The 14,840-nt window shown below is 39.1% G+C and carries 10 protein-coding genes; 9 read left to right on the top strand and 1 reads right to left on the bottom strand.

Features of this window, described 5'->3' with window-relative positions:
• Positions 1–87 precede the first annotated feature (87 nt).
• The 9 genes from N1I80_RS15370 (at position 88) to N1I80_RS15330 (ending at position 13,079) form a co-directional block, all read left to right on the top strand.
• Complete coding sequence (locus N1I80_RS15370) at positions 88–1,302, top strand: sugar ABC transporter substrate-binding protein (protein WP_340740060.1); 1,215 nt, start codon at positions 88–90, stop codon at positions 1,300–1,302.
• Positions 1,303–1,414: 112 nt separating this feature from the next.
• The gene (locus N1I80_RS15365; RefSeq protein WP_445683659.1) at positions 1,415–2,731 is read left to right on the top strand and encodes an ABC transporter permease subunit; all 1,317 of its coding nucleotides are present in this window, start codon (positions 1,415–1,417) and stop codon (positions 2,729–2,731) included.
• The gene (locus N1I80_RS15360; RefSeq protein WP_340738729.1) at positions 2,731–3,573 is read left to right on the top strand and encodes a sugar ABC transporter permease; all 843 of its coding nucleotides are present in this window, start codon (positions 2,731–2,733) and stop codon (positions 3,571–3,573) included. Before N1I80_RS15365 ends, N1I80_RS15360 begins: the two co-directional genes overlap by 1 nt.
• 34 nt (positions 3,574–3,607) lie before the next feature.
• Entirely contained in the window at positions 3,608–5,671 is a 2,064-nt protein-coding gene (locus N1I80_RS15355) for a beta-galactosidase (protein ID WP_340738728.1), read from the top strand.
• Between the two features lie 69 nt (positions 5,672–5,740).
• Entirely contained in the window at positions 5,741–6,880 is a 1,140-nt protein-coding gene (locus N1I80_RS15350; RefSeq protein ID WP_340738727.1) for a glycoside hydrolase family 53 protein, read from the top strand.
• 140 nt (positions 6,881–7,020) lie between these two features.
• A complete protein-coding gene (locus tag N1I80_RS15345) occupies positions 7,021–8,832 on the top strand; it encodes a methyl-accepting chemotaxis protein (RefSeq protein WP_340738726.1) in 1,812 nt (603 codons plus the stop codon).
• 218 nt (positions 8,833–9,050) lie between these two features.
• Positions 9,051–9,509, top strand: a complete 459-nt coding sequence (locus tag N1I80_RS15340; RefSeq protein ID WP_340738725.1) for a PadR family transcriptional regulator — start codon at positions 9,051–9,053, stop codon at positions 9,507–9,509.
• A gap of 16 nt (positions 9,510–9,525) precedes the next feature.
• Positions 9,526–11,262 carry an ABC transporter ATP-binding protein gene (locus N1I80_RS15335; protein WP_340738724.1) on the top strand — a complete coding sequence of 579 codons (1,737 nt, stop codon included), beginning with the start codon at positions 9,526–9,528 and terminating at the stop codon, positions 11,260–11,262.
• A gap of 35 nt (positions 11,263–11,297) precedes the next feature.
• Positions 11,298–13,079 (top strand): ABC transporter ATP-binding protein, encoded by a 1,782-nt coding sequence (locus N1I80_RS15330; RefSeq protein ID WP_340740058.1) that lies wholly within the window; start codon positions 11,298–11,300, stop codon positions 13,077–13,079.
• Between the two features lie 257 nt (positions 13,080–13,336).
• On the opposite strand, the gene nagE is transcribed toward N1I80_RS15330, so the two are convergent.
• On the bottom strand, positions 13,337–14,767 hold the full coding sequence (gene nagE, locus N1I80_RS15325; protein ID WP_340738723.1) for an N-acetylglucosamine-specific PTS transporter subunit IIBC: 1,431 nt from the start codon (positions 14,765–14,767) through the stop codon (positions 13,337–13,339).
• Between the last annotated feature and the right edge of the window lie 73 nt (positions 14,768–14,840).

Below are 14,840 nucleotides of genomic sequence, written 5' to 3'. Positions count from 1 at the left end.
AACTAACTAAGTGATTCATGCAATTAAATTTAAGGGGAGGTTATTACATTGTTTAAACAGAGAAAAGTATTTACTAGTTTAGTATTGATGTTGTCATTATTGGTTATTCTTGCAGCTTGTGCACCAGAACGTGAGGAAGTTAAAGAGCCTGAAAAGGATAGTAACGGTGAGACTGTTAAGCCAGAAAAATTAGTTGTATGGGTGAATGATGAAGATATCGCCGCAGATGTATCGAAGCAAATGTTTGATAAATACACTGAAAAAACGGGAATAGAAATTGTCATGGAAAGAGTTGCACAGCCTGACCAAATTCAAGAACTTGCACTAGCTGGTCCAGCTGGGGACGGTCCCGACTTATTCTTCCAACCGCAGGATCGACTCGGTGATATTGTTGCACAAGGTTTAGCGGTTCCATTTGACTATTCAAGTGCTGATCTTGAAGGGATTAGCGAAGCAGCAATTGATGCTTTTACGTATGAAGGTGAAGTTTACGGAGCGCCAGTAGCTATCGAAACTTATTTTGCTTATTACAATAAGAGTATCATTGATACGGTACCAACAACAATCGAAGAAGTATTTACAATGGCTCAAGAAAAAACGAATAAGGCTAAAGATGAATATGGATTCTTAATTAGTCCTTCATTTTACTACTTATATCCATTCATAAATAGTTATGGTGGCTATGTGTTTGGTGAAGAAAATGGTACGTATGATTCAGAAGATATTGGTCTCAATAATGAAGGGGCAGTTGAAGGACTAACGCAATATCAATCATTTGTAACAGCGGGTTTACTACCAAAAACACTAACGATTGATGTGTTGGATGGACTATTCACAGAAGGTAAAGTAGGTATGGTTATAAGTGGTCCGTGGAATTTACCAATTTATGCTGCAGCGTTAGGTGATAACTTAGCAACTGCTCCACTACCAAAGATTAATGGTGAAAATGCACCATCCTTCGTTGGTGTTAAATCTTGGTTAACCTCTTATTATTCTAAAAATCAGGAGTGGGCACAAGATTTAGCTAAATTCTTAATGAATGAAGAAAATTCACAGCTTTATTACGATGTAACCGGTGAACTTCCTCCTCGTCAAATGATTCTAGATAAGATTGATGATCCAATCTATGCGGGGTATACAGAACAAATTGAATACGGTACACCAATGCCAAATATTCCTGAAATGTCTGCAGTATGGGATATTGATAGCGCGATTGAACTAATTGTTGGTGGTGAAGATGTGAAAGAAATTTTAGATGAAACCGTTCAAAATATCAAAGACAAAATTGCACTAACCAAATAATAGCTTACTAGTATTTTCATCACTTTAACTCGATAAGCAATATAAATCTAAATATGAGTGGGAAGGGACCTGTTATTCTCTTCCCACTCAATTATTAAACGAGGTGGATACTATGACTCAAACGGAAAAGTCAAAAGAACCGAAGCGTAAAAATGCAAAAACGCATAGTGCTACAACCGCGATGATTTTATCAATTTTGCTTGCGGGTTTAGGGCAAATCTATAATAAACAATACATAAAGGGAATTAGCTTTATTATTTTAGAAATCGCCTTTATTGTCACTTTTGCTGACTTTATTGGTTTAGGCTTATGGGGAATTACAACACTTGGAACAATCGCGGGTGTCGATCACTCTATCTTTTTACTTGTATACGGAATAATATCCATTATCTTAATTGCTTTTGCACTTCTGTTTTATATCCTCAACGTACGTGATGCGAAAAAGCAGGCACAGTTAATTTCGCAAGGTTGGGAAGCGACAACAGTAATGGGTGCATTTAGAGCAAGTTATGATAAAGCATTCCCATACTTACTAACGGGCCCTGGGCTAATCCTCTTAATATTCACTGTCGTCTTTCCCTTATTATTTGCGATTACGCTAGCATTTACGAATTACGATTTATATAATTCGCCACCAAGACATTTAGTGCAATGGGTAGGTTTTGACAATTTCGTTAATCTACTTACAGTACCTTTATGGAAGAATACATTTGTTAGTGTATTTTCTTGGACAATTATTTGGACACTTGTCGCAACTTCATTTCAAATCGTCCTTGGTTTATTTTTGGCGATTCTCGCCAATGATCCACGAGTTAAGTTCAAAAAATTAATTAGAACCATTTTGATTTTACCATGGGCAGTGCCTGGATTCGTCTCCATTCTCATCTTTGCTGCAATGTTCAATGATCAATTTGGTACGATTAACCGCGATATTATTATCCCACTTTTTGGTGGTGATGGAGTCCCGTGGCTAACGGATCCGTTTTACACGAAAATCCTGTTGATTATGATTCAGACCTGGCTTGCATATCCATTTTTGTTTGCACTATTCTCTGGTGTATTACAAAGTATATCTTCCGAGTGGTATGAAGCGGCAGATGTCGATGGAGCTTCACGTTGGCAAAAATTCAGAGGTATTACCTTGCCACATATTCTATTTGCAACAGCACCCTTGCTAATCATCCAGTATACCTCGAATTTTAATAACTTTAATGTTATTTATCTCCTTAACGGAGGGGGCCCAGCGGTAAAAGGCCAAAATGCGGGTGGAACAGATATTTTAATCTCATGGGTTTATAAATTAACGTTCGAAACGAATAACTATAGTATGGCTGCAGCCATCTCTTTAATTATCGGAATCTTGGTATCTGTCTTTGCGATTCTCCAATTTAGACGAACGAGTTCATTTAAGGAAGAGGGGAAAATGTGATGAAACCAAAAGTAAAATCAATATTGGAATTAACAGGGATTTATGCAGTATTTGCGTTTATGGCTATCATCATTATTTACCCTTTACTTTGGGCATTCGGAATGTCGCTAAACGCTGGAACAAGCTTATATTCTTCGACGATTATTCCTGAAAATTGGTCACTTGTTCACTATAAATGGTTATTTACGGATCCAAATAGTAATTATTTAACTTGGTATAAAAACAGTATGATTGTTTCAACTGTATCAGCTGTACTTTCAGTCGTTATGACATCGCTGGTCGCCTATGCGTTCTCGCGCTATAAGTTTGTTGGACGCCAGTCGGGGTTATATACATTTTTAATCTTACAAATGTTCCCGGTTATTATGGCGATGGTTGCTTTGTATATTTTACTTAACTTAGTTGGACTATTGGATACATTGTCTGGGTTAATCCTGATCTATGTGGGTGGACAAATTCCATTTAATGCTTGGCTTGTTAAAGGCTATTTGGATACAATCCCACGTGAGCTGGATGAAGCGGCTCGAATGGATGGTGCCGGACATATGACTGTATTTATCAAAATCATATTGCCAATGGCAATGCCAATCTTAGCGGTTGTCGCATTATTTAACTTTATGGGCCCATTGTTCGACTTTATCTTACCGTCGATTATATTAAGAAGCCCAGATAATTACACGTTAGCCGTGGGGTTGTTTAACTTTATCAGTGATAAATTTGCGAATAACTTTACTCGATTTTCTGCCGGAGCCATTTTAATTGCTGTTCCTGTTTCGCTGATCTATTTATTTTTACAACGATTCTTAATCTCCGGTTTGACTAGTGGGGGAACAAAAGGCTAAGTAGAAACTAAAATAATTAGAAAAGGTGATTTAAATGACAAAAGTATATGATCCTGTAAGTAATAGAATTCAAAAGGTGTTGCACGGGGCGGACTATTTCCCGGAACAATGGCAGGACAACCCAGAAATCCTTGCCGAGGATATTCGTTTAATGAAGTTGGCAAATTGTAATGTGATGTCAATCGGAATGTTTGCTTGGAGTAAGCTGGAGCCTGAGGAAGGTGTATTCACTTTTGAATGGTTAGACCAAATTCTTGATACGTTTGCCGAGAATGGAATTTACGCATTTCTAGCTACACCAAGTGGTGCTAGACCTGCTTGGATGTCGGAAAAGTATCCAGAAGTTCTACGAGTTGGTGGTAACCGTGTTCGTAATTTACATGGCATGCGTCATAACCATTGTTTTAGTTCACCGAAATACCGTGAAAAGATTGCGATTATCAATCAAAAATTGGCCGATAAATATGCGAATCACCCTGCAGTAATCGGTTGGCATTTATCAAATGAATATGGTGGAGAATGTCACTGTAATTATTGTCAGGATGCATTCCGTGAGTGGGTGCAAGAAAAATACACAACATTGGATAACTTGAACAAAGCTTGGTGGGCAACATTTTGGAGCCACACATATACAAGCTGGTCTCAAGTGGAATCACCTGCTCCACAAGGTGAAACGATGGTACACGGCTTGAATTTAGATTGGAAACGCTTTGTGACAGATCAAACGATTAATTTTTATAAGCATGAAATCAAACCTTTAAAAGCAGCAAATAAAGATATTCCGGTCTTCACGAATTTCATGGAATTATTTGAAGGTCTTGATTATGCGAAGTTTGCTGCTGAAGTAGATGTGGTTTCGTGGGATTCTTATCCGACTTGGCATGATCATGCGGATGATAGTGAGCTAGCTGCTTATATTGCGATGAACCATGATTGGTTCCGTTCTTTAAAAGATGGGCAACCGTTTTTGTTAATGGAAAGCACGCCAAGTTTAACGAATTGGCAAGATGTGAGTAAATTAAAACGTCCTGGTATGCACTACTTATCGTCATTGCAAGCTGTAGCCCATGGTTCGGATTCTGTACAATATTTCCAATGGCGCAAGAGTCGCGGTTCTAGTGAAAAGTTCCATGGTGCTGTTGTGGATCATGTTGGTCATGAGCATACAAGAGTATTTAAGGAAGTTTCCCGATTAGGTGAAACACTTAGTCGTTTAGATCAAATCGTTGGAACTACTGTAGATGCTGAAGTTGCAATAATTTTTGATACACAAAATCGCTGGGCCATTAATGATGCGCAAGGGCCACGTAATATTGGTGTAGGCTATGAAAAAGCAGTTGCTACACAGTACAAAGCCTTTTGGGATCAAGGTGTCGCTGTTGATGTGATTGATATGGACAAGGATATTTCGAAGTATAAGTTAGTCGTTGCTCCAATGCTCTATATGGTCCGTCCTGGGGTTGGAGAGAAAATTGAGCAGTTTGTGCAACAAGGCGGTCATTTTGTCACGACATACTGGTCGGGAATTGTCGATGAGAATGATCTTGTATTCACGGGAGGATTCCCTGGTCCGTTGCGAAAAACATTGGGTATTTGGTCGGAAGAAATTGATGGCTTACATGATGGCCAAACCAATTCGATTGAAATGGCGGCCGGCAATGAGTTAGGCCTGACAAAGGATTACGTTGCACATGAATTATGTGAGGTTATTCATCTTGAGGGTGCTACAGCTTTAGCTTATTACAAAGAGGATTTCTATGCAGGACTGCCAGCTTTAACGGTTAATGAGTTTGGAGAAGGAAAGGCCTATTATATCGCATCTAGAAATAAGGGCGAATTCCATCTCGATTTATTCACAAAACTAGTTGAAGAGTTAGGTTTGAAAAAAGTAATCGAAGGTGAACTTCCAGAGGGTGTTACAGCACAAAGTCGGACAGATGGCGAAAATGATACTATCTACTTATTCAATTTTAGCAGGGAAGCTAAAGAGGTTGCGTTATCGGATGCGGTCTATACGGATTTACTTGAAGGAACACAGGTACCAACTAAGATTGACTTAGCGCCGTATGGTGTGCGTTTATTGAAACGAAAAAGATAACTAGTAGTGCGTACTTTTATGCGTCATGAAAAAAGTACGCACACCCTGAATGGATAGGAGAGAGTTGAATTGACACAAACGTTTATAAAAGGTGCCGATATTTCAATGTTAACTGAGGTTGAAAATTTTGGTGGAAAATACTTTGTTGATAATGAAGAGAAAGACCTGTTTGAAATTTTACGCATCAATGGAATCGATACAATCCGATTGCGGTTATGGGTTGATCCTTATGATAAAGCAGGAAAACCTTATCTCGGCGGAACGAATGATTTGCAAACGACGCTCGATTTAGCAAAGCGGGCAAAAGCAGAAGGGATGAAGTTACTCCTTAATTTTCACTATAGTGATTTTTGGACAGATCCAAAGAAGCAATCGAAGCCTAAAGCGTGGGAGTCACTATCAGGTAAGCAGTTAGAGGATAAGGTGTATGATTACACGAAGCAAGTACTCGAAGCTTGTAAAGAAAACGGTGTCACACCAGAATTTATTCAAATTGGCAATGAAATTACCAATGGCATGCTTTGGCCAGAAGGTAAGACACCGACTTATCTGTTTGAAGAAAGACGGTTTGAAGAGGTAGAAACCGAAAGAAAAAACACATCTTATGATCAATTAGCAGGTTTATTGAAGGCAGGAATTCAAGCGACAAAAGATAGCTTAGCAGCTGATACAGCCAAAATCATTTTACATTTAGATTTTGGTGGAGCGAATGATTTATATCAGATTTGGTTTGATGAAATTACAAACAGAGGCGTTGAGTTTGATATTATTGGATTGTCCTACTATCCGTTTTGGCATGGTGATTTAAAGGCGTTAGAGCTGAATTTAAATGATATTAGTGCGCGTTATCAGAAAGAACTACTTGTTGTTGAAGCGGCTTATGGATTTACTGGAGAAGACCCTACTGGAGCTTGTATCTTTACAGAAGAGTTAGCGCAAGTAGCAGGGTATCCAGCGACGGTTGAGGGACAAAAAAGTTTCTTACGGGATCTTATGAAAACTGTTCAACAAACTGCAGGTAATAACGGCATTGGTATTGTCTATTGGGAACCTGCATGGATACCAGTAAACGGTACGAGTTGGGCAAGTCTTGAAGGTATGAAGTATGGAAATGATGTCGCACCGATTGGCAACTCATGGGCAAATCAAGGACTATTTGATTTTAAGGGCAATGCATTAGATTCTTTAAATGTCTTCAAGGAATTCTAATCGGTAGACTAGACAATAAACAGTGAGTAACTACCTGGATTCTTTTCAATGAGAACTAGGTGGTTACTTTTTTATATGTGTAATTGTGCATGAAGATAACATCAGCACATAGGGATAGTGCTTTAGAGGAGAGGAATTTTTTGAGGAAATTTAATATAAATAAGATTAAAAAGATGAAGTTGAAAAAGCCAGAATTGAACAAGATAGGGTTAAAAAAAGTGAAGCTTAGTCAAGTTTATGCTCGATTTAAAATCGGACAAAAGTATGGAATTGTATTTTCTTTTGTGATGGTTCTATTTCTGTTTTCATCATTATTTACCGGTTATTCGGTGAAAAGTTTAATGGGTTTTTCAAAGATGGTAGAAGAGAAGAACGATGTCTCGATTGAGATTATGGAGATGTCCTCGATCTTTAAGCAAAAATATATTATTCTTACTGATGTTTTGACGGAACGCGATACAAAAACAACCTCTACAGATTATGATGAACAAATTCAACTGTTTAATCAAACAGGGGAAAAAGTACTAGCACATCTCACGACTGATGAAGGAAAAGAGATTTATGATAAGATTATCTTTTATAGTGAACAAATGGATGCTTTTTTCAAAGCGGATATTTTAAATACAATTGCTAAGTTTAAACAAGATGATGTACGGGTTGATGCATTTGTACAAGCTGAATTGCATAAAACGGCGACAACTTATCGTAATTATTCGATTGAACGTCTGAACGAATTAAAGGAAATTACCTTAGCGGATAGGCAGTTATTAACCGAGGAAATGGCAACAAAATCTACTAATGCTATCCTATTAATTTGGGTCACTGTCTTAGTTGTACTAATAAGTTCAACGATTGCACTTTTATTAGTTAGCCGGATGATTACGAATCGATTTAGACTGGCAGTGGATTTTTGTAAGCAATTAGCGAATGGAAAACTTGTAGACAACCGCTTGAATACTGATGGAAAAGATGAAATTGCTGAGATTGGCTCTGCAATGAATGAGATGGCGGATCAGCTACAACAATCGATTTCACAATTGTTGACGACAACAGAAGTTGTGACAAAAATGTCGCAAGAGTTAAAGGGAAATGCGGAAGTTTCAACAGAAGTAAATAATCAAATGACGATGGCAATCGTTGAAGTGGCGACTGGTTTTGATGAACAGGTTCGTAGTTCACAAACGTCAAACCAAACAGTACTCACAATGAGCTCAAGGTTATCGGAAGCAATTATTCAAATACAAGAGACGTTGGAATTGACTGCTGATACTCGTGATCAGATCGAAAAAGGTGCGGGGTATGTAACAGATTCCATCAGTCAAATTGAGTATATTCAAACAAGTGTAGAAAAAGTGGCCATAATTATTCACTCTCTCAATCAAAGATCAACAGAAATCAGTTCGATTGTTGGATTGATTAATTCTATTTCTAATCAAACAAATTTATTAGCACTGAATGCGACAATTGAGGCAGCACGTGCTGGTGAACATGGAAAAGGCTTTGCAGTAGTAGCTGATGAAGTAAGGAAATTAGCTGAACAAACTGCGAATGCAACGAAAAATATTCAAAATCTATTAAGTGCTTCTATTGAGGAAACAAAGGAAACGGTTCACGAAATGGAAATTAGCACAAACTCGGTTGAACAAGGTGTTCAAAAAGTGAAGGAAGTAGGCAATGTCTTTGCTGAAATTTTAACTTCAATTCACACTTTAAGTAATCATAATAGCCATGTTGGTGAAACAATTGAATTAATTCATGAAAATATGGATGAGATGATTACAACTGCAGAAGATATTATTAAAGTATCTGAGCGTTCAGCGGAACGAATTGAACAAATAGCTGCAGCTACGGAGGAACAAAATGCATCGATGCAGGAGCTGCTGGCATCATCGGAAGAACTGTCATCGAGGGCGGATTCTTTGGAGAGGTCATTTGAAAAATTTGAGGTTTAATCATTTTTTCAGAAGGAGCATGACAATTTTTGTTTCACTTTCATCATTTTAAAAATAAGCTAACCTATCAATTTGATAGGTTAGCTTATTTTAATTGTGGTATACTCCCGTGCTTTATGCAAGTAAATGGTTAATCATCAGATGTGTTTCGATATATCTATTGTAATTAATCGATATATCGATTAAAATTAACGATATAATTTGAAGGAGTGGTTGCGATGAAAAGGCGGAGAGGGTTTGTCCAATTGGCAATTTTGCATTTACTGAGGGAAGAATCGATGCATGGCTATCAAATAATGAAGGAATTAGAACATCGTTCAGGTGGACTTTATGCTGCAAGTGCGGGCACGGTTTATCCGGCACTTCAAGAATTACTGGAACAAGAGCTGATTGATCTGGATCCGGTTTCAGACAAAAAGACGTATGTACTTCAAGCAAAAGGGATAGAGCGCTTAGAGGATTTCGCGAGCAAAAGAGAAGGGGATTTCTGGACTGAATGGAAAGCGAGATGGGTTTGGCGCAATTCAGACGAGGCGGTTCAGTTAAAAGCTACGATGGAACTGTGGGAAGCTGAATTGCGAAAATCGATGAAACAAGTGCGACAGAATCCAGAGAAAACAGCAAAGCTGATTGCTTTTTTGGAGGAAATAACAGCACGTTTACAGAAAGAAAACTGATAGGGGAGGGAGTGGTATGAAATCCCTAAAGAAATTAATTCGATATGTAAAGCCTTATACACGATTTGCCATTTTAGCTCCACTTTTAATGTGTATTGAAGTTGCGATGGACCTGTTGCAGCCAACGATTATGCAACAGATGATTGACGTGGGAATTGCGAACAATAATAATGCTTACGTCATTAAGCTTGGATTGTTAATGCTACTGACTGCTGTGATTGGTTTAATTGGAGGAGTTGGCTGTACGGTATATAGCACAAAAGCAGCTGTCAATTTTGCAGCGGACATACGCCGCGATGTATTCAAAAAGACAGAGCGGTTTTCTAGTAAAAATACAGATTCATTCGGAACAGGAAAATTAATTACTATTGTAACAAATGATGTGACGTCTGTTCAGCAGGCGCTTATGATGACATTGCGCATTTTTGTACGTGGACCGCTATTATTTATAGGAGCCGTTGTTATTGTTTGGTTTACGGCCCGTGAATTATTCCCGGTATTGCTGGTGGCGATTCCGATACTCATGATGCTGATTTACTTTTTTTCTGTTACTTCGGGAAAGCTATTCGTCAAAGTACAACAGGCAATGGATCAGGTGAATACCAAATTGCAGGAAACATTTGCGGGGATTCGCGTCATCAAAGCATTTAATCGACAGGATTATGAAAAAGAAATGTTCCAACAGGTGAATCATACATTAACAAAGCGCAATATGTCTGCGGAGCAAGTGATTCTTACCCTCATGCCAATCATGCTATTTGTCGTGAATGTAGGCATCGTGATTGGTATGTGGATGGGCGCCATCAAGGTTAATGAAGGCACACTGCAAGTTGGCGTCATTTTAGCTTTTATTAATTACTTAACGATTATTATGAATGGCTTAATGACGAGTAGTCATGTATTAATGCAGATTGCCCGGTCTTTTACTTCAGCTAATCGGATTGTGCAAGTTCTCGATACGAATATCGATATTTGTGAACCGGATATACCTGCTTCGCTTCCAGAAATGAAAGGGCAAGTAGAGTTTAGACACGTGAATTTTAGTTACAGTAAAAATGGAGAGCATGTGCTGAAAAATATTTCATTCCTGGCGAAAGCAGGGGAGACGATTGGAATCTTAGGTTCTACTGGCAGTGGTAAATCGACACTCGTCAAACTCATTCCACGTCTCTATGACCCGGATTCAGGGGCTATTTTCATCGATGGAGTCAATATTAAGGAATATCCTCTCGGAATATTGAGGGAAGCGATTGGTTTTGTGCCGCAAAAAGCTACGTTGTTTTCGGGAACCATTGAGGAGAATTTATATTTTGGGAAAGAGGATGCAACGATTGTAGAGATGGAGGGTGCAGCTCAGTCTGCAGCTGCAAGTGAATTTATTGAGAAATTGGATGGCAAGTTTGCACATGAGCTTACACAGGGAGCAACGAACTTATCTGGTGGGCAAAAACAACGTCTATCAATGACTCGGGCTTTTATCCGTGAACCGAAGATTTTAATATTAGATGATTCCACTTCAGCCATTGACGCATTATCGGAGGCTGCTGTTCAGCAAGCATTACAGCGAGATCACTTGGCTACGACGGTGTTCATCATATCCTCGAAGATCTCCTCAATCATCGATGCTGATCAAATTCTAGTCATCGATGACGGTATGCTTGAAGCAAGTGGTACACATGAAGAATTACTTGCGAAAAGTAGCGTGTATCGTGGAATTTACGCGACACAAAGCGGGAAGGAGGCGCATGTGTGATGAATAAAGCTTCTACGCAACCTACTGCAAATACGATGGAGCGTGCTCGTGGCCCAAGAGGATTTGGCGGACCCATTGTCAAAGCGAAGGATAGAAAAGGAACGATGAAGCGAATTTGGCGCTATATGGAGAAGCAAAAAATTGCGATGATTGCCTCTATTATTTTTGTTGTCATTTCTACGCTTTTGAATGTACTTGTACCCTATTTGATGGGGGTAATCATTGACCACTATATCATTCCAAAGGATATGGCTGGGACTCTTCGATTGTTAGTATGGCTAGCAGTTATCTATACGACAGCAGCTATTTTCACTTGGCTGCAAACATTTTTGATGGTGCGGGTATCGTTAAAAACCATTCGACACATACGTCAGGACTTATTTGATAAGTTTCAGACCTTGTCTTTACGATTTTTTGATAAACGAACACATGGTGATTTGATGAGTCGGGTGACGAATGATATTGAGAGTTTGAATAATGCACTTAGCCAAAGTGTTATTCAAATCATCTCTTCTATTTTAATGGTCACAGGCGTTGCAATCTCCATGTTTTTGCTCAATTGGGTGCTTGCCATTGTAGCACTGATTATTCTTCCGTTAATGATTTTTACGACGAAAAAAATCATTACGTATAGCAGCAGTAATTTCATCAAAAGACAACGTGATTTGGGAGAATTGAACGGCTTTATAGAAGAAGCCATTTCCGGCAATGAAGTCATTACGATTTTTGGTCAAGAGGAAAAGACTTTTATGAAATTTTCCATGGTGAATGAAAGACTTCGACATTCTGCAATGGCTGCGGACACAGTATCAGGATTTCTTGGGCCTATCAATAACTTCATCAATAATTTAGGATTGGCCTTAATTATTGGAATTGGTGCACTGATGACAGTTCAAGATTTGGCTACTGTTGGGGTAATCGCTGCTTTTGTTACGTATTCCCGTCAGTTTTTCCGCCCGATTAACCAATTATCGAGTCTATTAAATACGTTCCAATCGGCAATCGCTGGAGCTGAACGAGTATTTGAAATTATGGATGAGACAGTGGATCTACAAGATAAGGAAAATGCGGTGACGATTGATTCCTTTAAAGGGGATGTTGAGTTTTCGAATGTGAACTTTTCTTACGAGGATGGCAAGCCAATCCTGAACAATATTAGTTTCCAAGTAAAGGCTGGTGAAAAAATTGCTTTGGTAGGTCCAACAGGTTCTGGAAAAACGACGATTATCAATTTATTAATGCGGTTTTATGATATCAATTCTGGGGACATTAAAATCGATGGTCGAACGATTAAGGATTATAAAATCGATAATCTGCGTGAGAAGATGGGGATTGTCCTGCAAGATACTTTTCTCTTTTCGGGGCCAATTATGGAAAATATCCGTTACGGTCATCTAGAGGCGACGGATGAAGAAGTTATTGCTGCCGCTAAATTGGCTTCCGCTCATGGATTTATCAAGCATTTGCCCGAACAGTATCAAACATCCATCACTTCTGGTGGATCTAGTTTAAGTCAAGGGCAGCGCCAATTGCTAGCCATTGCCCGAGCGATTTTAGCTGATTCCGATATATTGATTCTAGATGAGGCTACTTCAAATATTGACACGAGGACTGAAATTGAAATCCAACAAGGGCTCAACCAATTATCGAAAGGGCGGACAAGTTTTGTCATTGCACACCGTCTAAAAACAATTGAAAACGCCGATCGAATTTTAGTGATTCAACACGGGAATCTAATTGAATCTGGTACGCACGAAGAGCTGCTCCAAAAGAAAGGCTTTTATTGCGAGCTATATGAGAGTCAGTTTACCAGTTAGTGCGACATGAAAATCGGAGTTTCATTCGACTTATAGAGCAGAGGGAAACTTTCTATGTAAATCGCGGCACTGCTGGGCAAATCCCCAGTCGGATGATGCGTCGTATTGTTTTCCACCTTCCGTCGAAAGTGACCCCTGTGCGCGGGACAGAGAAGTGCCGCCCCTCTGTGATTAGTAGTATATCCATTTTTGCTAGATAATATACCATGAAATAGAAAAGGATCGAGCATGAAATAGCTCGATCCTTTTACTTGTCATTATTTACGAATTTTTTTAATTTCATCTGCTACAAACTGTACGCTTGTGCCGACGATAACTTGAATACTTTGTGGTCCGACAATGTTAATGCCGGGGACACCTGTACTTTTAATTTTACTTTGATCGACTTTATCCATATCTTTTACTTCGATACGTAAGCGTGTTACACAATTATCGACAGAAGTAACGTTAGCGTCTCCGCCTAGACCTTCATAAATTGTTGCAGCCATTCCGGAGAATTTATTAGCTCCAGCTGAAACAGTTGTTTCTACAACATCCTCATCGTCTTCACGACCTGGTGTTTTCAGGTTGAATTTGACGATTAGGAAACGAAAAATCAGATAGTAAATAACGAAAAATACTATACCTTGAACGAGCAACATAAGCGGTTGGTTGGCGAGTGGCATTCTTAAACTTAAGAAAAAGTCGACAAAACCAGCGCTAAAAGTAAATCCTGCTGTCCAATGGAATGTTGCAGCGATGAATAGGGATAGACCTGTCAAAGCAGCATGCACAACATAAAGTGCAGGTGCTAGGAACATAAATGCGAATTCAAGTGGCTCAGTAACACCTGTAAAGAATGCAGCGAAACCAGCAGCCATCATTAAGGAAGCAGCTTCTTTTTTGCGCTTTGTTTTAGCTGTATGATACATCGCAAGAGCAGCCCCAGGTAATCCAAACATCATAACAGGGAAGAAACCTGCCTGGTACATACCTGTAACACCTTTTGTACCTGTACCAGCCCAGAAATGCTTAATATCATCAATACCAGCAACGTCAAACCAGAAGACAGAGTTTAAGGCATGGTGTAAACCAGTAGGAATTAATAGACGGTTGAAGAAACCGTAAAGTCCAGCACCAACAGCACCAAGACTACTAATCCCTTCACCAAAGTTAACTAATGCAGTATAGATAATAGGCCAGATAAAGAATAGTGCTGCAGAAGCAACTAGCATAGAAGCAGCTGTCATAATCGGAACTAAGCGCTTACCACTAAAGAATGCGAATGCAGTTGGTAGTTGAACTTGACTAAAGCGATTGTACATCGCTGCGGCAATTAGCCCAGAAAGAATACCGATAAACTGATTTTTAATTTTCCCGAAAGCAGGGTTTACGTCAGCAACATCAACGCTTAGCAGCATAGATACTGTTTCTGTAGATAGCAGTGTTGTCACAACTAGGAAACCGACCAAACCACTTAATGCAGCCGAGCCATCCTTATCCTTAGACATCCCAAGCGCAACCCCGACAGCAAATAGGATAGCCATATTATCAATAATCGAGCCACCTGCTTTAATTAAGAAAGCTGCCGCTACGTTAACACTATCTGGGTCAATCCAGTGCCCAATACCCATCAAAATGGCCGCAGCGGGAAGTACAGCTACCGGAAGCATTAAAGAGCTTCCAAGTCTTTGGAAAAATTTCATCATGATAAATCCACCCCTATTCATAATTTTTTAATAAAAGTTCAAAGTAATAATGTATGATAACGAGTCATGTTGT

It is taken from the genome of Sporosarcina sp. FSL K6-3457, from assembly GCF_038007285.1.
Lineage (GTDB): Bacteria > Bacillota > Bacilli > Bacillales_A > Planococcaceae > Sporosarcina.
The sequence above is the reverse complement of the archived record's forward strand: the minus strand, read 5'-3'. Positions and strand labels throughout refer to the sequence as shown.